Below are 18,451 nucleotides of genomic sequence, written 5' to 3' on the forward strand. Positions count from 1 at the left end.
GCTTTATCCATAGCGGCGTTGGTGTTCTTTTTTACATTTAAGATATTCTTCATCTTCTCTGGCCATTTTCCATTTTTTCATGAAGATGGCTGCCGATTCTGCTTTGGTTTCATCGATTTGTCTATCGTTTATCTTGCCTTCTTTATCGTATTTTCTCCCACCTTTATAATTCGTGTATCTTCTGGCCCTGGTATAGCCCATCTGCAAAAATTTTCTTGCCATATCCATTCCCACAAGATCATTCTCCTTTTTGTATTCCAAAAAAAGCTGATAGATTTTCTCGGAGGACACTTTTGCAATTTCGGGAGTTTTGAAACGCCAATGAGGGAGAATTTCACTTTTGTAAGGTTCAACGAGCAGGACTCCTTGCTCTCCTCTGCCAACTTTGTATTTTTCCGGGTGCTTGCGGAAATCAATGTGCTTAAAATCAAGATCATAATCAAATCCCATCTATAGCGCCTCCTCCTAATATCACCATACTTCCCGTTTCTCTCTATTCTTAAAACGTTTAAGGGAAAGAGCGGTTTAGCTGCATGGTGAAAATTACATGGCCTGAAACTATCAGTATATTGAAAGTTTATTGAATATTATTCCCCCCCTATTGGCATTTTGGGTTCCCTGATTTACTATAAGGGATAGTTAAGCGAGGAAAGAGGGATAAGGATGGGGTATATCATAATAGCTCTCATCGCAGGTGTGCTGATAGCAGCTTTAACCATATTTATTGGTCTGCAAAAGGATGCAAAATATGGTTCTTCCACGAAAAGCAATTTAACGAGACTTACGGCCATCTATGTTGCGTTGATTATTTTTTGTCTTATCGGTCTTGGGTTGTACATAGGAAATCTCTGATCAATGATTACGAAAGGAAGAGCATAAATGAAATTAACCATACTTGATGTCGATACGGGAATAGATGATGCACTGGCCATTGCTTATGCCGTAAATTCCCCAGAGCTGAACATCCTTGGCATTACAACTGGATTTGGGAACGTTTCCGCCGAAGAAGCGACAAGGAATACGTTCCAGGTTCTTCAGCTTCTGGGCAGAAATGATATCCCGGTGATAAAGGGAGCGGACCAGCCGTTCCGAAGAGAAACGACACGGCACAGAGCGTATGATGTGCATGGAAAAGACGGACTCGGAAATATAGGACTTCCAGATCCCGCGGCAATTGTCCCGGATACCCATGCCAGTGATTACATCATATCCATGGTGAAAAAGTACCCAAATGAAGTCACTCTGGTGACTGTAGGGACTCAAACGAATATGGCATTGGCGATAGAAAAGGATCCTTCGATCATTACTATGGTAAAAGAGGTTATCATCATGGGCGGCGCGGTCACTGTCCCGGGAAATGTTACGTCTTATGCTGAAGCTAATTTTTATGCTGATGCGGAAGCTGCTGATTATGTTCTTCGTTCCGGACTGCCTATTACTCTTGTGGGCCTCGACATTACCATGCAAACTCTTTTGAAAAGAGAGTCCCTTGAAGATTGGAGAGGCAGAGGGATTGAGATTGGAACGGCTTTTGCAAACATGTGCAGTTTTTATATGGATTTCTACGAACAAAACAATCCCCATCTTGGCGGATGTGCACTGCATGACCCGCTCGCTGTTGCGGTGGCTGTTGAGCCCTCCTTTATTAAAACAAAAACGATGCAGGTAGATGTTTCAACAAACAAACAAAACTTGGGCCAAAGCATTGGAAAGGATTCACAACAGGGAATTAAGGTAGGGCTGGAAGTGGATAAAGAGGCTTTTACCTCGCATTTTCTTGAACGTATTTTGCCTTGTGAAAAGGAGCAGCGAAAATAATGAACATTAAATCAATTACACCCGAACAAGCCTATCCGGTAAGGCACAAAATCCTTCGGCCCAACCAGACCATTGAGGATTGCCACTTTCCGGGTGACCATGAACCAGACACCTTTCATTTAGGCGCATTTATCGGAGATGAACTGATTTCCATTGCTTCTTTCTATAAAGAAAAACATCCTGATTTGGACGGTCATGTCCACTACCGTTTACGAGGGATGGCAACATTGGAAAACTTCCGTAAAGAAAAAGCGGGTAGCAGCTTGCTCGCAAGTGGCGAAGAAATCCTTAAACAAAGGAAGAGTGACCTCTGGTGGTGCAATGCAAGAACAGGCGTGGCAGGGTATTATAAAAAAATCGGTTTGCAGGAACACGGAGATGTTTTTGAATTGCCTGGAATCGGACCGCATATCGTCATGTGCAAAAAACTTTCATAACCCGGTGCACATAGAGGAAAACATCCTGGCATATGATGTAACAAATCCATACCGCACCTGAATTTGCTGATCAGACATGCTGAAGGCTCGCTTTTTTAATGAAGTGGGTCTTTTTTTGTATCAAAGAGGGGAGGGAAGGTAAGTAAAGTTCTGCGGTAGGGATACTGGCATTTAACAAGGAGGAAAAGTACAATGACCGTTTTCTTAATTGTTGTTAACATTGCCGTTTTGCTGCTGATCGCAGGAAGCCTTTATTACTTGCAGAAAAAGCAGGTTTCTTTTTCCAAAAGAGTGTTTACGGCCTTGGCTGCCGGTATCATCTGGGGACTTATTCTACAGTTTATTTATGAGCCATCTTCTTCGGTCCTGACCCATTCAACCGACTGGTATTCAATTATCGGGGGAGGCTATGTTAAACTTCTGCAAATGGTCGTAATGCCGCTTGTCTTTGTGTCTATTCTTTCAGCATTCACCAAGCTGAAATTAACGAATAATGTGGGGAAAATCAGCGGTTCAGTGATTGGAATCCTGATTGGAACTACTGCCATTGCCGCTGCCATCGGGATTGCAGCAGCTCTTTCCTTTAACTTGGAGGCAGTACACCTTTCAAATGGCAGTGCAGAAGCCGCCAGGGCGGCAGAACTGCAGACCACATTTGAAACGGTGAAGGATAAAACCTTGCCCCAGCAGGTTCTTGATCTCCTGCCTGCAAATCCATTTCTTGATTTTACTGGCGCCAGGCCAACATCCACCATCGCAGTTGTTATCTTTGCAGCCATAATTGGGGCGGCTTATCTTGGCGTAAAACGGAAGCAGGAGGAGCACGCGGCTCTTTTTGCAAGCTTTGTTGATGCCATTCACTCCATCGTTATGAGGGTTGTAACGCTCATTCTCCGGCTTACGCCCTATGGTGTGCTTGCTTTGATGACAAAGACCGTGGCTTTAAGCAATCTTGACGCGATTGCCAAATTGGGTAAGTTTGTGGTTGCCTCATATGTTGCTCTGGCTTTAATGTTCGTGATTCATTTACTTTTCATCGCTTTTTCGGGGCTGAACCCCCTCACCTATATTCGAAAGGCTATCCCCGTGCTGTCGTTTGCTTTTACATCCAGAACGAGTGCCGGGGCGCTTCCACTGAACATCAGTACCCAAAAAAGCCTCGGAGTGCCTGAGGGCATTGCCAACTTTGCTGGTTCCTTTGGACTTACCATCGGGCAAAACGGTTGTGCAGGAATCTATCCGGCGATGCTGGCGGTGATGATTGCTCCGTCTGTGGGAGTGAATCCGATGACCCCATCCTTTATTCTTAGCCTGATCGTGATCGTTGCCATCAGTTCTTTTGGTATTGCCGGTGTGGGAGGAGGAGCGACATTCGCTGCACTTCTTGTCCTTTCCTCTATGAACCTTCCGGTCGCTTTGGCAGGGCTGCTCATTTCGGTTGAGCCGCTGATTGATATGGGCAGGACCGCGCTAAACGTAAGCGGAGCTATGACAGCGGGGATTTTAACCAGCAAAGCCCGAAAAGAACTCGATACCTCCGTTTACCATTCTCCGGTTCAAGAACTGGAGTGATGAGGAGCAAAAAACCTGGAGATACGGTTCTCCAGGTTTTTTGCAATTTAGCCGGAACCCTTTGTAGAGGATTCCGGCTCCTTTCATGTAATTTAGTTAAAAATGATTTGCGGTGTATAAATCATCTCAGAGACTTCTTCCACAGCAATGACTTCTTGACGGCTTTCTTCTCCAGATGGAGTCCACGTTTCGGTGAGTTGAAGTCTTCCATCGGGCAGAATATGTGGAACAGCGGTGCATTTCCCTCCTCTAATTTCATGGTCCTGGTTGATGTGGCTGTAGGTCATTTGAATGCTCCCGTTTTCATCAACCATCCCAACCATATTTCCCTTCAGGATATCACCGCCGGAGTAGGTTGCAGTAAGGATTGGCCCCTCTTGTTTATATGAAAAATAGGTTTTGGACGAAACTTCACCTTTTTTTGCTTGTCGAATCGTTACAAACTGGCGGTTATTGTAATCAATCATTTAACGCGTCCTCCCTTTAAAGTTTTAAAGATAATGATATCAGAAGAGAAAGAAAATTAAAACAGAAAATTCTGTTTTTTTATTATTTTCGGGAGGATTTCTTGTTGGCTTGATGAATAAGTTCTTGCTGTCTTTATTGGTAATACTTGTTTATAATAGATTACGTGAATATGACTTTAAAAAGGCGGATGATAGAATGACAGGGAGAAAGAGATTCGGTATCCGGGGTAAGATATTTACCGGATATCTCGTCATTATTCTGTGTCTGGTCGTTTCAATAATCGCAGTAAACAATCAAATTTCCTCCATGCAGACGGAGCGGAATTATATTATTAACCACGACATTGAGGTGCACGGGCTTACGAATGAAATTGAAAAGCAAGTTCTGGATATGGAAAACGGGCAGCGCGGTTTCATCATTACAGGAGATGAAAGCTATCTTGAGCCCTATAGCATGGCGGCAAGTGATTGGAAAAGTAATTACAACAAATTGTATGATTTAATTTCCGATAATCCATCACAGCAAAAAAGGCTGCAGGATATCCGCGATAATATCAATGAATGGATTCAATATACGGCTGAACCTTCCATACAGATGAAGAGAGAGGGCCAGGATGGAGATATCCTTTCTTTTTTCAAGAAAGATACCGCCCGGAGCAAGGGAGTAGAAGACATCCGCAACCAGTTTGATACGTTCCGGACAACGGAAAAAGGATTCACCAAAGAGAGGGCGGACAAGCTTGATAACCAAAATGCTGTATTGAAGACAAGCTTATATGTACTGTTGTTCTTTGTTGTCCTTGTATCTGCGGCGATTGCTGTGTTTGTTTCCGGTTCCATTGTAAAGACCGTAAAGGCGGTTGTACGATCCATATCCGCCATGTCATCGAACGGTGATGTCACCCAGAGGATCAATGTGAAAAGCAGGGATGAAATCAGAGATTTAGCCGATGCGACAAACAGCCTGCTTTCCGTTGTTGAAAGCAGAGAATGGCTCCAGTCAAGTACAAATGAAGTAGTAGAGCGTTATCAGGGAACGTCTACGATTAAAGTGCTTGGTGAAAAGTTTATTACAGGGGTTGCCCACTTTACGAAGGCATCCGCGGGGGCTATTTATATCCGTGAAGGAGAAGGCGGTAAGGCTTCTTTTATGAAAAAAGGGGCTTATGCTGCTCCGATGAATTCGGCCGGACGGGATTCCTTTAAACTTGGAGAGGGGCTTATCGGCCAATGCGCCGCTGAAAAGCGCCTGATGGTAATTGATCATCTTCCGGACGACTATCAGCTGATTGGGACTGGACTTGGTGATGTTCACCCAAGAAGTTTGCTGATTGCACCGGTAATGTTTGAGAATGAAGTTATTGCGGTATTGGAGCTTGCTTCTCTTGAAGCATTTACCCAAGAACATATTGATCTTGTGGAAAATACTACGAAAACATTCGGACTAACCATTGACAGTGTTATTCGCCGAATGGAAGTTGTGCGCCTGTTGAAGGAATCCCAGGCTATCACTGAAGAACTCCAGGCTCAATCGGAAGAACTTCAGACGCAATCCGAAGAGCTGCAAATGCAGTCTGAGGAATTACGCATGATCAATGAGCAACTCGAACAGCGCTCCATTGAAGCTGAAGGGAAATCAGCGGAACTTCAGCAGGCAAAAGTGGAACTCGAAGAAAAGGCGAAGCAGCTTGCATTAAGTTCCCGTTACAAGTCTGAATTTCTGGCCAACATGTCCCATGAGCTGCGTACACCACTCAATAGCATCCTGATCCTGTCTGAAATGCTTGCCGAGAATTCTGCAAACGGACTTTCCTCAGAGGATGAGGAGTTTGCACGGGTTATTCATTCATCCGGACAAGATTTATTGAACCTGATTAATGATATTCTGGATTTATCCAAGGTGGAGGCAGGCAAGCTGGAAATGCATTTCAGCGAAGTAAACATGAGCGAATTGCCTTCTCAGATTGAACGGAATTTTGGCCATATGGCCGATAAGAAAGGGTTAACCTTTGATGTGAAAAAAGATTCGGATGTTCCAGATATCTTTTATACGGATGAAAAGAGGTTCCAGCAGATTATCAAAAACCTGCTTTCCAATGCATTCAAGTTTACAGAGGAAGGCAGTGTCTCGCTGCATATAGTAAAAGACAAGGCATTCCATCCGCAGGTGGGCGCCGATCACTGGCTGAAGCTCTCGGTAAAAGATACAGGGATCGGAATTCCGAAGGACAAGCATGATCTGATATTTGAAGCCTTCCAGCAAGGGGATGGGGCGACTGTTCGGAAATACGGAGGAACCGGTCTGGGTCTCTCGATTTGCCTGGAATTTGTTAAACTGCTTGGTGGGCAGCTGGAGCTTGAAAGTGAAGAGGGAGAAGGAAGCACCTTTACGCTTTACATCCCGAGCCTGCCGAACGGGCTTATGCATAACGCTCCGATTCTGGCGATGGAGGAATCAGAAAGCGAGGTTGCCGCTGCCATTTCGGACGATGCAGCACCCGCAAAAGAAGTGAAGGCAACCGATGACTACACCATCCAAGAACAAGAAGATATCTCTGTTAAAGAGGATGAAAGCTTCTTTAAAGGCAAAACGGTATTGATTGTCGATGATGACCACCGTAACATTTTTGCGTTAAAAACGGCTCTGGAAAATGAAAAAATGAATGTAATAACAGCGGAAAATGGTACTCAATGCCTGGAAATGCTTGGAAATGAAAATGACGTTGACCTGATTTTGATGGACATTATGATGCCTGTGATGGATGGGTATGAAACGATGAGAAGAATCCGCGCAAACGAGCGCGTGGCCAATATCCCAATCATCGCCCTGACCGCTAAAGCCATGAAGAGTGACCGGGAAAAATGCTTGGAAGCAGGGGCTTCGGACTATATCAGCAAACCGCTTAAAATTGAACAGCTGTTTTCTGTCATGAGAGTCTGGATAATAAACAAGTAAGGAAGAACACGGATGAACAATCAAGTAATGTTAAGTGAAGAAGAACTGGACATCGGATTAGTGGAATGTATTGAAGTCGATTTGCTGCTTGAAGCGATTTACCGTTTGTCCGGCTTTGATTTCAGAAAGTACATGAAGTCCTCCATCATCCGGCGGATTCAAAACCGGATGAGACTGGAGCGGATTGGCACCATTACGGCACTTCAGGAAAAAATTATTCATGAAAAGGGATTTTTAGAAAAGATCCTCAACGATTTTTCCATTAATGTAACCGAAATGTTCCGTGATCCTTCATTCTTTCGTTCGTTTCGCCAAAAAGTGGTTCCTGAGCTGAGGAAGCTGGAGAGCATACGCATTTGGCATGCAGGATGTGCAACCGGTGAGGAAGTCTATTCCATGGCAATCCTGCTTGAAGAGGAAGGGCTTGCGGATAAAACCACAATCTATGCTACTGATATGAATGAAAATGTACTTCAAAAGGCAAAACAAGGAACCTTTTCTTTGGTGAAAATGCAGACGTACACGAAAAATTACATGCAGGCTGGCGGAACAGAGGAGTTTTCCGAATATTACACAGCGGATGACCATTTTGCTTATTTCCGTCCCTCTCTTCTGAAGAACATCAGCTTTGCCCAGCACAATCTGGTAACGGATTCCTCGTTCAATGAGTTCCATGTGATCATTTGCCGGAACGTGTTGATTTATTTTACAAGCGAACTGCAAAACCAGGTTCAAAATTTATTTTATGAAAGTTTATGCCCGGGTGGTTTTCTTGGTCTTGGTGACAAGGAATCGCTAAGGTTTTCAGAAAAGACGCCGCATTACATGGAGTTCGACTGCACCGAAAAAATATATCAAAAACGATAAAAGACGGGCTAATGGCCCGTCTTTTTCTGTTACTATTTTTTTATAAGATGGACGTTACTTTGCTTGCCTGTGCCTGAATCATCAGAATACACATATCATCCTGCTGGTTGCCAAGTTCTTCTTCCGGGATCACCAGGTGGATTGGAGACGTAATCGTTTGATTCCACTTTTGTGAAGCGATGTATTGCAGCTTTTCGAGCAGCACATTTTCATCTTTATTGGCCTCAACCACTCCGTCTGTAAAAAGAAGGAGCTGGATGTCATTCTCAAAGTGGATGGTGGATTTTGTCACCTTCATCTGGTCAAAAAAGCCAACAGCACAGCTGCCTCTCTCCAGCATGCAAAGTTCGGAATCATCGACTAAAACATAGCCTGGAGGGTGGCCGGCATTGACATATTCCACAGTCTTGCTTTCTGTATCGATTACAAGATAAATGCAAGTGAAATAATAATTGTAAAAGTTTTTTTGATTATAAAGCAGTGCCATATACCGGTTCAGCTCTTTGATCACGAGTTCAGGATCTTCAAGCATCTTGATCGCATCCCTCATAACGGAGGAGATGTACATACAGACGAGAGAAGAGGACAAGCCATGACCCATCATATCCAACAGAATGACGCCGTATCGGTGGTCATTGAAACGGTGCCAGTAATACATATCACCAGCCAGCTTAAAAGAAGGCAGATGGGATACATTGATTTGAATATTGTCCTGAAGAAGAGGGGGATTCAAGAGACTCCGCTGAACCTGCATCGCCAAGTCCAATTCATCCCTGATTTTTTTCTCCTGCTCCATGTGCCAGTCTTTTTCATACTTTAAGCGGAGGGCGACACGAATACGGGCAAGGAGCTCAATTTTATTAATTGGTTTTGTTATGTAATCCATACCCCCGACATCCAACGCCTCAGCCAGTTTATTGGCGTCCTCGAGTGCGGTAATAAAGATAATGGGGATATCCTTTAACCGCTCGGTTTCCTGAATGCGCCGGCAAGCCTCGATTCCGTCAGTTTCCGGCATCATGATATCAAGAAGAATCAAATCAACGTCTGGCTTGGCAGCCTGGGGTTTGTCGATTTGAAGATAATCAAACAGCTGGCCGGCCGATGAGAGAGACACCGTATTTTCATAGCCGGCACCTTTTAATATTTTATCAATAACAAATAGATTCACAGAATTATCATCTACCATAAGAATGGTCATGGACGGTTTTCTCCTTCAATTAATCTTATCTATTCAACCAAATGAAATAAACATCACGTCATATTCTATTATTATACTAGAAATGCGGAAGAAAGGTATTATTTACCCTTTAGCATGCAAAAACCATGAGAGAACGATGAACAACTGATAAAATCATAGTAATGGCATTCATGTAACGAGGAGGAACTGAAATGGCACAACATTCATTTCACTTAAAAGCAAACTGGCCTGGTCTTCGCAATGATGTAGGAGAAATAGAGAGCGGAAATTTAACAACAAAGATTTCCATCCCGACGGAAATGGATGGTCCAGGTGTAGGAACCAATCCGGATGAAATGCTCCTTGGAGCTGCGGCAACTTGTTATATTATTACGCTCGCTGCGATGATGGAGCGCAGCAAGCTTGAAAAAGAGAGTTTAACGATGGAATCAGAAGGAATTGTTGATGTGACCAAAGGGGTTATTACCTATAGAAAAATTATTCACCGCCCTCTTATTGTATTAAAGGCAGATGCCTCACAAAAGGACAAGGAGCTGGCGCAACGTCTTGCCGAAAAAGCAGAAACATCCTGCATGATCACAAGGGCTATCCAGGGTAACGTGCAAGTCAGCCTGCAAGCAAAGGTGATCACCGGGCAAAATCAATAAACCAGCACAATTGTGCTGGTTTTAATTTGTTTACATACCAGCCCATTCGTGTTCCAGGATACTGTAAAGAAGTGAATCCCGCCAGCCGTTCTTCATTTTTAAATCTTCTCGCATCGTCCCCTCTTTTGTCATTCCGAGCTTTTCCAAAACGCGGATGGAGCCGGTGTTTTCGGGGTGGCATGTTGCGTAGATCCGGTGAAGGTGAAGAACCGTATACCCTAAATGAAGAAGAAGGGCCCCAGCTTCTGTAGCGTACCCGCTGCCCCAGAAATCAGGGTGGATGATATATCCGATTTCCCCGATCTTATTTCCGAAATCCCGTATGTTCAGCTCTGCTACACCGATTAATTCTTCCTTTTCCTCTTCAATGACCGCAAATGCGAACCGTGACCTTGGGCTTTGTTTGGTATCCCTGATCGCCTGATTTACAAACTTCAGTGTATCTTCTTCTGAATTAGGTCCCCATGGCTGATAGCGGCAGGAAATATCGAGACCTGCATAGGAATGGATGGATTTCCAGTCTGTCTGCCTTAATTCACGCAAGCGGATTCTTTGTTGAACTGCCATGAATGGTGGTCCTCCAATATAAAAATTGTTTACTTAATAGAATAGTTCTTCACAGAAAGATGTTTTCCTGTTTCATTGAATGATATGTCCCAACAGAGCAGGAAGATCTTTACTCTTATCGAATCCATTAGGGGTATCTATTAATCGAAAAAGGGTGATGGGAGAATGGAGAATTATTCTTTGAAAATCATGGATTATCATCATTGGGCCAACCAAAAATGGTTTGAACACTTAAAAAAGCTTCCTGATAGCATGCTGACTCAAAAAATCACCAGTGTATTTCCAAGCCTGATGGATACACTTGTTCATATGCTAAAAACAGATTTTATCTGGCTATTGGCCATTTCAGGCAAGGAATATGAAGAAACCATCGGCATGTTAAATGAATTCAATGAAAAATTGCAGGGCATGTCACTGGCCGGACTGGAAAAACAATTTAATGAGATCACCGGACAATATGTATCCTTTCTGAACGGAATTGATGATCCGATACAGACCATTACGATTGCTCATCCGAAATTTGGTGAGGCTAAGGCACCCCTGCAGGACCTCATTGGCCATGTGGTTAATCATGGCACCTATCACCGCGGCAATCTGACGGCCATGCTCCGGCAAATGGGTGAGGCAGGGGCTCCAACCGATTATATTTTTTATTTGTATGAAGAACAGGCGTTATTCGCTCACAAACATTAAAGCAGTAGAACATTTCTATTCTTAAGGTGAGAGTGCTATAATAAAAAGGAGTACAAATGTTCGAAGTTTTCGTTTTCTAGGAGTGAAACATGAAGTTAATTATTGCGGAAAAACCATCACAGGCCCAGGCACTTGCAGGGCCTTTTTCTAAAGTGAAAAAACAAAAAGGCTTTTATGAGATTCCTCCTCAAGATCCCTTTCCTGACGGAGCTTATTTAACCTGGTGTGTGGGACATCTTTTGGAGCTGGTGCCGCCCAAGGAGTATAAACCGGAATGGGAAAAGTGGAAGCTTGATACATTGCCGATGATGCCGGAGCGGTTCCGTTACAAAGTATCTCCATCCAAATGGGATCAGTTTCAAATCATTAAAAAGCTGGCATTTGATTCAAAGGTTACCGGGATTATTGGAGCGACGGATGCAGGGCGGGAAGGGGAGCTCATTTATAAGTCGCTTCTGATGAACATGAACTGCAAAAAACCGGTGATGCGTCTATGGATTTCCTCCTTGACCAAGAAAGCGGTCCTCGAGGGATTCCGTCATTTAAAAAGCGGGCAGGAAACGCTGCCTGTCTTTTTTGAGGCGTATTCCAGGGCATGTGCGGACTGGCTCGTGGGATTAAACACTACAAGAGCGTATACACTGCTTATGCAAAAAAAAGGAATAAGGGAAACTTTCCCAACCGGAAGAGTTATGACACCCACTGTTGCTTTGGTGGTGAAACGAGAAGCTGAAATTGAAAATTTTAAACCAGAGTCATTCTTTGAAGTCATTGGGGAATTTGATGTGAACGGGAATCAGTATAGCGGAAAATGGCAGGAAAAAGAAAACAGCCGTCTCAAAACAAAAGAGGAGGCAGAGGCGATCGCCGAACGAACCAAGGATCAGCGCTGTGCGGTTGCCGATGTTAGAAAGGAACGAAAAGAATATCCTCCGCCTATGCTGTATAACCTTTCTGCTCTGCAGGCAAAAGCTAATCAAATCTACAAATACTCGCCTGAAAAAACGCTGAATATTACAAGTGAGCTGTACTTAAAAAAGATGGTCAGCTATCCGCGGTCAGACAGCTCCTATATTACGGAGGAAGAGGCAAAAACACTGCCAGCGATATTGCAAAAGCTTGGCCAGCATGAAAATTATAAACATTTATTGCCCGCCCCCAAACGTTCGCTGATGGGAAATCCGCGTTTTGTGAATGCAGCAAAGGTTTCTGACCACTATGCCATCATTCCCACGGAAAATGTGGCAAACCCTGAAAAACTAAGCAGGGATGAGCGGAATATCTATGACCTGATTGTAAGAAGCATAATCGCTGCCCATTATGATAAAGCCGTTATGGATACTACTACGATTGTAACGAAAGTCAATAACCGCGATGAGTTTATATCCAAGGGAAAAGTAATTATACAAGAGGGCTGGCGCAAGGTCCTGTTTGAAAAAAACACTAAAAAAGAAGACAATGAAGAAAATGCTGTATTACCTGATGTCCAATCAGGGGAAACTGGTACAGTGGAACAGGTAGGCATCCGGGAAGGAAAGACGCAGGCCCCCAAGCGATATACTTTGGGAAGCCTGGTGACCCTAATGAAAACAGCAGGAAAGATGATCGAAGATGAAGAGCTAAGCAAGGTACTAAACCAGGTCCAGGGGCTTGGAACGGAAGCCACGAGAAGCAGTATCATCAAAAAAATTGAAGAACTTGACTATATTCGTGTTCAGAAAAATCAAGTGTTTGCGACTGAAAAAGCAAAAGCATTAATTATTGCCATCGGTGAGGATTCCATTTTAACCTCGGCGGAAACAACAGCACTCTGGGAGCAGCGCCTGCATGAAATTGGAAAAGGCAGAGCGGATGCTAAGCAATTTATGGATATGACCAAAAGGATGACAGAGAAAGTGATCAAGGATGCTATTGCGGCGTCCGGGAGCTGGAAAGTGGAACATTTGCCCGTGTCCAAGACGGCGAAAGCGGCAAATGAGCCTCTCGGAATGTGTCCGTTTTGCGGGAAAGATATTGTCCATATTGCCATTAAACGCAGTGATTTTTACGGCTGCAGCGGCTATAAGGAAGGATGCAAATTCACGATTTCGGGCAGAATCGCCAAAAAGAAACTGTCACCTGCACAGGTGAAAAGGCTTTTGGAAAAGGGTGAAACCACCAAGCTCAAAGGGTTTAAAAGCAAGCAGGGTAAACCATTTGCAGCTGCTCTTGCCCTGAATAAAGAGACAGGAAAAATTGAGTTTAAAATGTAAGTCGAAGCGTGTTCACTTTTAGGTCTGGCTTTTACCGGTTATGATATCCTAAAGTCAGAAGGGCAGACGAAACCAAACCCAAAAGGAGACAGGGCCATGAATCAAAAACAACTTGCAGGCGAAAAAGCAGCCGATTACATCGAAGACGGGATGACGGTCGGACTTGGCACAGGCTCCACCGTGTTTTATACAATACAAAAGGTAGGAGAGGCTGTGAAAAACGGTCTTCGGATAAAGGGTGTATCAACGTCAGCTTCTACAACCAAGCTGGCTCAATCTCTTGGTATACCGCTTGTCTCGATTGATGACGTGGATAAGATCGACTTAACCATTGATGGTGCGGATGAAGTAGATCCCGAGCTGAATGGCATTAAAGGAGGAGGAGGGGCGCTTTTGTTTGAAAAAGTGGTTGCTAATGCCTCCGCCAAAGTAATTTGGGTGGTGGACCCCGCCAAGAAGGTGCAAACATTGGGGAAATTTCCTCTTCCTGTGGAAGTGATACCGTTTGGTGCACAGCGTTTATTTCGATATTTTGAAAAACAGAGTCTTTCGCCGGTGATCCGGAACAAAGAAAACGCCCCTTATGTGACTGACAGCGGCCATTATATTATTGATCTTCATTTGGAGGAGATTCGCGAACCCGGGCAGCTGGCAACATGGCTTGACAGTCTGACGGGTGTAGTAGAGCACGGCCTGTTTTTGAATGGTGCCGATCTTATCGTGGTCGGTGGGACTAACGGTCCGGAAATCATTGAAAAAAAATAAGGACACTTAAAAAAATTCTTGTATCATTTTGGAATATGCTGTATATTCTATTTTAATAAAACCGAACGGTTAAAAAAGCATTGAAAGGAACATGAGCCATTCTGTACGGTTGCACAGAGAGGAAGGGTGCTGAGAACTTCCCAACGCAGCGGAACGGCTTACCATCCTAGAGCTGTATGGGTGAACACAGTAGCCTATACCGCAGACGCTGCGTTAAAGCTAAGGAGCCATCAAATAGCCATGATGTTTGATGGGAATCTGGGTGGAACCACGGGTAAAACGCACTCGTCCCTTTGTTTGGGATGAGTGCGTTTTTTATATTTCTCATCTCCTAAATCGAAATAGTGTAGAACAGGACAATATCTACTGCCAACCGGTCATACAGAGAAGGAAGGAGAGCTGAGAACTTCCTGACAAAGGGGCATCGATTACCGCCTGGGAGCTGAATGGGTGAACTGGATTGACTAGCTTATTCCGCAAATGCTGCGTTAAAGCAAATGGAGCCGCCATTGACCGGTAATGGCGGGAACCAGGGTGGAACCACGGGTAAAAGCACGCTCGTCCCTAGATTTGGGATGGGTGTGCTTTTTGTTATTTAAAAACAGAATGGAGAGATGAAAAATGAAAGAAAATGAAATCAGCCTTCAGTTCCCCGATGGTTCCCGGCACAGCTATCCACAAGGAATATCGGTTCAAGAAATTGCGGCTTCCATCAGCCGGGTATTAAGCAAAAAAGCAGTTGCCGGCAAGGTAAATGGACGGCTTGCAGATCTCAGCACATCTCTTGAAGAAGATGCGGACATTGAAATTATTAGTCTGCAATCTCCTGAAGGCGAAGAGGTTTTAAGGCATAGCGCAGCCCACGTTCTTGCACAGGCGGTTCAACGGATTTACGGTGAGGTGAAGTTTGGGGTCGGCCCTGCCATTGAAAATGGATTTTATTATGATTTTGATCTACCAGTTTCCATCTCTAAAGAAGACCTTTCCGCCATAGAATCTGAAATGAAGAAAATCATTGCCGAAAATTTACGGATTGAGCGATTATCGGCAACAAGAGACGAAGCCGCCCGCTACTGGCAGGATAAGCAGGATGAACTCAAGCTTGAATTGCTTCGTGATATTCCTGAAGGAGAGGTGATCACTTTTTATAAACAAGGTGAATTTCAGGACCTTTGCCGGGGGCCTCACCTTCCTTCAACAGGCTGGATTAAGGCATTCAAATTAACTTCGGTTTCTGGTGCCTACTGGAGGGGAGATTCCGATAACCGGATGCTGCAGCGGATTTATGGCGTTGCGTTTTCTTCTAAAAAGGAACTGGAAGAGCATCTGCAGTTCTTGAAGGAATCTGCCAAACGAAATCACCGGAAGCTTGGTAAAGAACTGGAGTTGTTTATGTTTTCCGACGAAGCTCCAGGAATGCCGTTTTTCTTGCCGAAAGGACAGGTGATCCGAAAGGAACTCACTGGATTTTTACAGAAATTCCAGGACATTGGCGGGTTTGAAGAGGTCAGGACTCCGCTGATGATGAACCAGAGGATGTGGGAGAAATCGGGCCACTGGGGGCATTACAAGGATAATATGTATTTTACGAACGTGGATAAATTAAGTTATGCACTAAAACCCATGAACTGCCCTGGCCATATGCTGATTTACAAAAGTAAGCGGCGCTCCTACCGGGAACTTCCGTTGAGGTTGGCAGAGTTTGGACAGGTGCATCGCCATGAATACAGCGGTGCGTTGAACGGACTCTTGAGAGTCAGAACGTTTTGCCAGGATGACGCTCATATTTTTGTAACACCTGAGCAAATTGAAGAGGAACTGGCATCTGTTATGCGAGTTGTCAATGAGGTCTACAGCACATTTGGCTTTTCTTTCGAAATCGAGCTTTCCACACGGCCTGAGGATTTTATGGGAAATGAAAGGCTCTGGGATCAAGCTGAAAGCGCTCTGGCAACTGTATTGCAAAAGGCAGGTTTCTCTTACCGGATCAATGAAGGAGACGGCGCGTTTTACGGTCCGAAAATTGATTTTCATATCCGAGATGCCATAAACAGAAGCCATCAATGTGCAACGGTCCAGCTGGATTTTCAAATGCCGGAAAAGTTCGACCTTCATTATGTGGATGAGCATAATGAAAAGCGACGTCCGGTAGTCATTCACCGTGCGGTTCTTGGTTCCATTGACCGCTTTTTGGGTATTCTGATTGAACATTATGCTGGAGCCTTTCCGGTTTGGCTTTCTCCGGTGCAGGTGAAAATTATTCCCATATCGCTTGATGCGCATTCGGATCATGCAAAGGAGCTCCTGCAACAATTAAAAGATGCAGGAATCAGAGCAGAAGCGGATCTCAGAGAGGAGAAACTGGGCTATAAAATTCGTGAGGCGCAAATGCTGAAAACTCCGTATACTCTCGTAATCGGTGATGAAGAAGTCAAAAACCAAGTAGTCAGCGTAAGAAGGTACAGCGAAAAGGCGTCTCGGTTTATGAAACCGGATGATTTTCTAAATAAACTCAAGGTGGAAATTGAGAATAAAAAATAACGTGTAAGAGAGAATTTCTCATGCAAATGAGAAATCTCTCTTTTTCTATTTTTTAGTACAAAAGTGCTATTACTTCTCCTTCGATAAGTGGAGAAAGGTGTTTCAGAACTATTGCCCTCAACAAGGGCTAAAATCCATGGCATGTAATGAATTTAGGCATACTTGGCAACCAGATAACCGTATGGTTTGCAAGTGGAACTTAAGTGATAATGGTTCTCAAGTATGATTGACGATGAGAATGGTTTTCATTTAGAGTAGAGGATGTAAATGTTAATGAAAATCATTATCAATTAAAGGAGTTTGAGATAGATGGCTACACAACAATTAACAAAGAATGAGTTTCTTCTAAAACAGCAGGCGCACAGAGAATCCAATGCCCGTTCATATCCGCGCAGAATTCCTATTGCGATCGAAGAAGCAGAGGGTATTTTTGTAAAAGACGTGAACGGAAAAATCTATTATGACTGTTTGGCAGGCGCGGGAACTCTGGCGCTAGGACATAACCACCCTGTGATAATCGAGGCTATACAACAAGTGATCAAGGACAAGCGCCCTCTTCATACGCTTGACCTTACCACCCCGGTCAAGGAAGAGTTTGTGACCGAGCTGTTTGACAGCCTTCCGAAGGAATTTGCCCCAAAAGCTAAGATCCAATTTTGCGGGCCGACAGGTGGAGATGCCATTGAGGCAGCCATTAAATTAACAAAAACTGCAACAGGACGGCAAAGCATTCTATCCTTCCAAGGGGGGTATCACGGATCCACGCATGGCACAATGGCACTCAGTGGCAACCTTGGGCCAAAGGAGAAAGTAAGAGGCCTTATGCCGAATGTTCACTTTTTGCCATATCCATACACTTACCGGGATCCGTTCGGTATTGGCGGAGAAGAGTCACATCGCATCAGCTCGCAATACATCGAAAATCTGCTCGATGATCCGGAAAGCGGAATCCTTGCACCAGCAGCCATGATCCTTGAAGTCGTTCAGGGGGAGGGCGGCAGCATTCCGGCACCTATTGAATGGCTGCAGGAGATGAGAAGAATCACCAAAGAACGGGGTATACCTCTCATTATTGATGAAGTGCAGACAGGAATCGGAAGAACAGGGGAATTCTTTGCTTTTGAACATGCCGGAATTGTACCGGATGTACTCGTTCTGTCAAAAGCCATCGGAGGGAGTTTGCCACTATCCGTTGTGGTTTATGATAAAGCACTCGACCAATGGTCACCGGGAGCTCACATTGGGACGTTTAGAGGGAACCAAATGGCGATGGCAGCAGGCACAGCCACCCTTAACTTCATTAAAGAGCAAGACTTGTCCGGGCATGCGAAAAGGATGGGAGAGCTTCTTAGTGAAAAGCTTGAGCAAATTCAGTTATCTTATCCGCAAATCGGCGATGTGAGAGGGAGAGGATTGATGATTGGTGCGGAAATCGTCAATCCGGAAGGCAAGAAAGGGAAAAACGGAAGCCATCCTGCTGCTCCATCGCTCGCCAGTGCGATCCAGCGTGAATGCTTCAATCGCGGGCTGATCCTTGAAGTCGGCGGACGCCATGGCAGTGTGGTTCGTTTTCTGCCGCCGCTTATCATTACAGAAGAGCAAGTCCTGGATGTAGCCTGGATATTTGAACAGGCCATACAGGAAGCTGTCAATGGAGAGTAATTAACA

16 protein-coding genes and 1 other annotated feature are annotated in these 18,451 nt (G+C 44.4%); of the genes, 12 read left to right on the top strand and 4 right to left on the bottom strand.

Features of this window, described 5'->3' with window-relative positions; all coding sequences use genetic code 11:
- Nucleotides 1-3: 3 nt before the first annotated feature.
- On the bottom strand, nucleotides 4-450 hold the full coding sequence (locus BLT53_RS02595; protein WP_090232555.1) for a DUF4385 domain-containing protein: 447 nt from the start codon (nucleotides 448-450) through the stop codon (nucleotides 4-6).
- Between the two features lie 213 nt (nucleotides 451-663).
- On the opposite strand from BLT53_RS02595, the gene BLT53_RS02600 reads away from it, so the two are divergent.
- The 4 genes from BLT53_RS02600 (at nucleotide 664) to BLT53_RS02615 (ending at nucleotide 3,827) form a co-directional block, all read left to right on the top strand.
- The gene (locus tag BLT53_RS02600) at nucleotides 664-852 is read left to right on the top strand and encodes a hypothetical protein (protein WP_090232557.1); all 189 of its coding nucleotides are present in this window, start codon (nucleotides 664-666) and stop codon (nucleotides 850-852) included.
- A 27-nt stretch (nucleotides 853-879) separates the two neighbouring features.
- Nucleotides 880-1,818 (top strand): nucleoside hydrolase, encoded by a 939-nt coding sequence (locus BLT53_RS02605; protein WP_090232558.1) that lies wholly within the window; start codon nucleotides 880-882, stop codon nucleotides 1,816-1,818.
- On the top strand, nucleotides 1,815-2,255 hold the full coding sequence (locus BLT53_RS02610) for a GNAT family N-acetyltransferase (RefSeq protein WP_090232560.1): 441 nt from the start codon (nucleotides 1,815-1,817) through the stop codon (nucleotides 2,253-2,255). Before BLT53_RS02605 ends, BLT53_RS02610 begins: the two co-directional genes overlap by 4 nt.
- Nucleotides 2,256-2,447: 192 nt before the next feature.
- Entirely contained in the window at nucleotides 2,448-3,827 is a 1,380-nt protein-coding gene (locus tag BLT53_RS02615) for an L-cystine transporter (RefSeq protein WP_090232561.1), read from the top strand.
- 92 nt (nucleotides 3,828-3,919) lie between these two features.
- On the opposite strand, the gene BLT53_RS02620 is transcribed toward BLT53_RS02615, so the two are convergent.
- Nucleotides 3,920-4,294, bottom strand: a complete 375-nt coding sequence (locus BLT53_RS02620) for an avidin-fold protein (RefSeq protein WP_170834202.1) — start codon at nucleotides 4,292-4,294, stop codon at nucleotides 3,920-3,922.
- 196 nt (nucleotides 4,295-4,490) lie between these two features.
- Here BLT53_RS02620 and BLT53_RS02625 point away from each other — a divergent pair, with 196 nt between their 5' ends.
- Both BLT53_RS02625 and BLT53_RS02630 read left to right on the top strand, forming a co-directional pair.
- Complete coding sequence (locus BLT53_RS02625; protein WP_090232568.1) at nucleotides 4,491-7,250, top strand: response regulator; 2,760 nt, start codon at nucleotides 4,491-4,493, stop codon at nucleotides 7,248-7,250.
- A gap of 12 nt (nucleotides 7,251-7,262) precedes the next feature.
- Nucleotides 7,263-8,117 carry a CheR family methyltransferase gene (locus tag BLT53_RS02630; RefSeq protein ID WP_090232570.1) on the top strand — a complete coding sequence of 285 codons (855 nt, stop codon included), beginning with the start codon at nucleotides 7,263-7,265 and terminating at the stop codon, nucleotides 8,115-8,117.
- Between the two features lie 40 nt (nucleotides 8,118-8,157).
- On the opposite strand, the gene BLT53_RS02635 is transcribed toward BLT53_RS02630, so the two are convergent.
- Nucleotides 8,158-9,318, bottom strand: coding sequence for a SpoIIE family protein phosphatase (locus BLT53_RS02635; RefSeq protein ID WP_090232571.1), 1,161 nt, complete (start codon nucleotides 9,316-9,318; stop codon nucleotides 8,158-8,160).
- 191 nt (nucleotides 9,319-9,509) lie between these two features.
- Here BLT53_RS02635 and BLT53_RS02640 point away from each other — a divergent pair, with 191 nt between their 5' ends.
- Nucleotides 9,510-9,965, top strand: coding sequence for an OsmC family protein (locus BLT53_RS02640; protein WP_090232573.1), 456 nt, complete (start codon nucleotides 9,510-9,512; stop codon nucleotides 9,963-9,965).
- A gap of 30 nt (nucleotides 9,966-9,995) precedes the next feature.
- Here the strand turns inward: BLT53_RS02640 and BLT53_RS02645 are convergent, their stop codons facing one another.
- The gene (locus BLT53_RS02645) at nucleotides 9,996-10,532 is read right to left on the bottom strand and encodes a GNAT family N-acetyltransferase (RefSeq protein ID WP_090232575.1); all 537 of its coding nucleotides are present in this window, start codon (nucleotides 10,530-10,532) and stop codon (nucleotides 9,996-9,998) included.
- Between the two features lie 165 nt (nucleotides 10,533-10,697).
- On the opposite strand from BLT53_RS02645, the gene BLT53_RS02650 reads away from it, so the two are divergent.
- The 5 genes from BLT53_RS02650 to BLT53_RS02670 all read left to right on the top strand — a co-directional run bounded on the left by BLT53_RS02650 (nucleotide 10,698) and on the right by BLT53_RS02670 (nucleotide 18,445).
- Nucleotides 10,698-11,225, top strand: a complete 528-nt coding sequence (locus BLT53_RS02650) for a DinB family protein (protein WP_090232576.1) — start codon at nucleotides 10,698-10,700, stop codon at nucleotides 11,223-11,225.
- An 89-nt stretch (nucleotides 11,226-11,314) separates the two neighbouring features.
- Entirely contained in the window at nucleotides 11,315-13,477 is a 2,163-nt protein-coding gene (locus BLT53_RS02655; protein ID WP_090232578.1) for a type IA DNA topoisomerase, read from the top strand.
- 96 nt (nucleotides 13,478-13,573) lie between these two features.
- Nucleotides 13,574-14,242 (top strand): ribose-5-phosphate isomerase RpiA, encoded by a 669-nt coding sequence (gene rpiA / locus BLT53_RS02660; protein ID WP_090232579.1) that lies wholly within the window; start codon nucleotides 13,574-13,576, stop codon nucleotides 14,240-14,242.
- A gap of 71 nt (nucleotides 14,243-14,313) precedes the next feature.
- Nucleotides 14,314-14,538 (top strand) — a binding site (T-box leader).
- 325 nt (nucleotides 14,539-14,863) lie between these two features.
- Nucleotides 14,864-16,783 (top strand): threonine--tRNA ligase, encoded by a 1,920-nt coding sequence (gene thrS / locus BLT53_RS02665; RefSeq protein ID WP_090232581.1) that lies wholly within the window; start codon nucleotides 14,864-14,866, stop codon nucleotides 16,781-16,783.
- A 309-nt stretch (nucleotides 16,784-17,092) separates the two neighbouring features.
- The gene (locus BLT53_RS02670) at nucleotides 17,093-18,445 is read left to right on the top strand and encodes an aspartate aminotransferase family protein (RefSeq protein ID WP_090232582.1); all 1,353 of its coding nucleotides are present in this window, start codon (nucleotides 17,093-17,095) and stop codon (nucleotides 18,443-18,445) included.
- Nucleotides 18,446-18,451: the final 6 nt, after the last annotated feature.

The sequence above is a fragment of the Fictibacillus solisalsi genome, from assembly GCF_900103485.1.
GTDB lineage: Bacteria > Bacillota > Bacilli > Bacillales > Fictibacillaceae > Fictibacillus_C > Fictibacillus_C solisalsi.

Bases quoted from the DNA above. Each gene is read 5' to 3' on its own strand.
- thrS (WP_090232581.1), top strand. From the start codon at position 14,864: ATGAAAGAAAATGAAATCAGCCTTCAGTTCCCCGATGGTTCCCGGCAC.
- BLT53_RS02605 (WP_090232558.1), top strand. From the start codon at position 880: ATGAAATTAACCATACTTGATGTCGATACGGGAATAGATGATGCACTG.
- BLT53_RS02645 (WP_090232575.1), bottom strand. From the start codon at position 10,532: ATGGCAGTTCAACAAAGAATCCGCTTGCGTGAATTAAGGCAGACAGAC.
- BLT53_RS02595 (WP_090232555.1), bottom strand. From the start codon at position 450: ATGGGATTTGATTATGATCTTGATTTTAAGCACATTGATTTCCGCAAG.
- rpiA (WP_090232579.1), top strand. From the start codon at position 13,574: ATGAATCAAAAACAACTTGCAGGCGAAAAAGCAGCCGATTACATCGAA.
- BLT53_RS02640 (WP_090232573.1), top strand. From the start codon at position 9,510: ATGGCACAACATTCATTTCACTTAAAAGCAAACTGGCCTGGTCTTCGC.
- BLT53_RS02620 (WP_170834202.1), bottom strand. From the start codon at position 4,294: ATGATTGATTACAATAACCGCCAGTTTGTAACGATTCGACAAGCAAAA.
- BLT53_RS02615 (WP_090232561.1), top strand. From the start codon at position 2,448: ATGACCGTTTTCTTAATTGTTGTTAACATTGCCGTTTTGCTGCTGATC.
- BLT53_RS02635 (WP_090232571.1), bottom strand. From the start codon at position 9,318: ATGACCATTCTTATGGTAGATGATAATTCTGTGAATCTATTTGTTATT.
- BLT53_RS02600 (WP_090232557.1), top strand. From the start codon at position 664: ATGGGGTATATCATAATAGCTCTCATCGCAGGTGTGCTGATAGCAGCT.
- BLT53_RS02650 (WP_090232576.1), top strand. From the start codon at position 10,698: ATGGAGAATTATTCTTTGAAAATCATGGATTATCATCATTGGGCCAAC.
- BLT53_RS02625 (WP_090232568.1), top strand. From the start codon at position 4,491: ATGACAGGGAGAAAGAGATTCGGTATCCGGGGTAAGATATTTACCGGA.
- BLT53_RS02630 (WP_090232570.1), top strand. From the start codon at position 7,263: ATGAACAATCAAGTAATGTTAAGTGAAGAAGAACTGGACATCGGATTA.
- BLT53_RS02655 (WP_090232578.1), top strand. From the start codon at position 11,315: ATGAAGTTAATTATTGCGGAAAAACCATCACAGGCCCAGGCACTTGCA.
- BLT53_RS02670 (WP_090232582.1), top strand. From the start codon at position 17,093: ATGGCTACACAACAATTAACAAAGAATGAGTTTCTTCTAAAACAGCAG.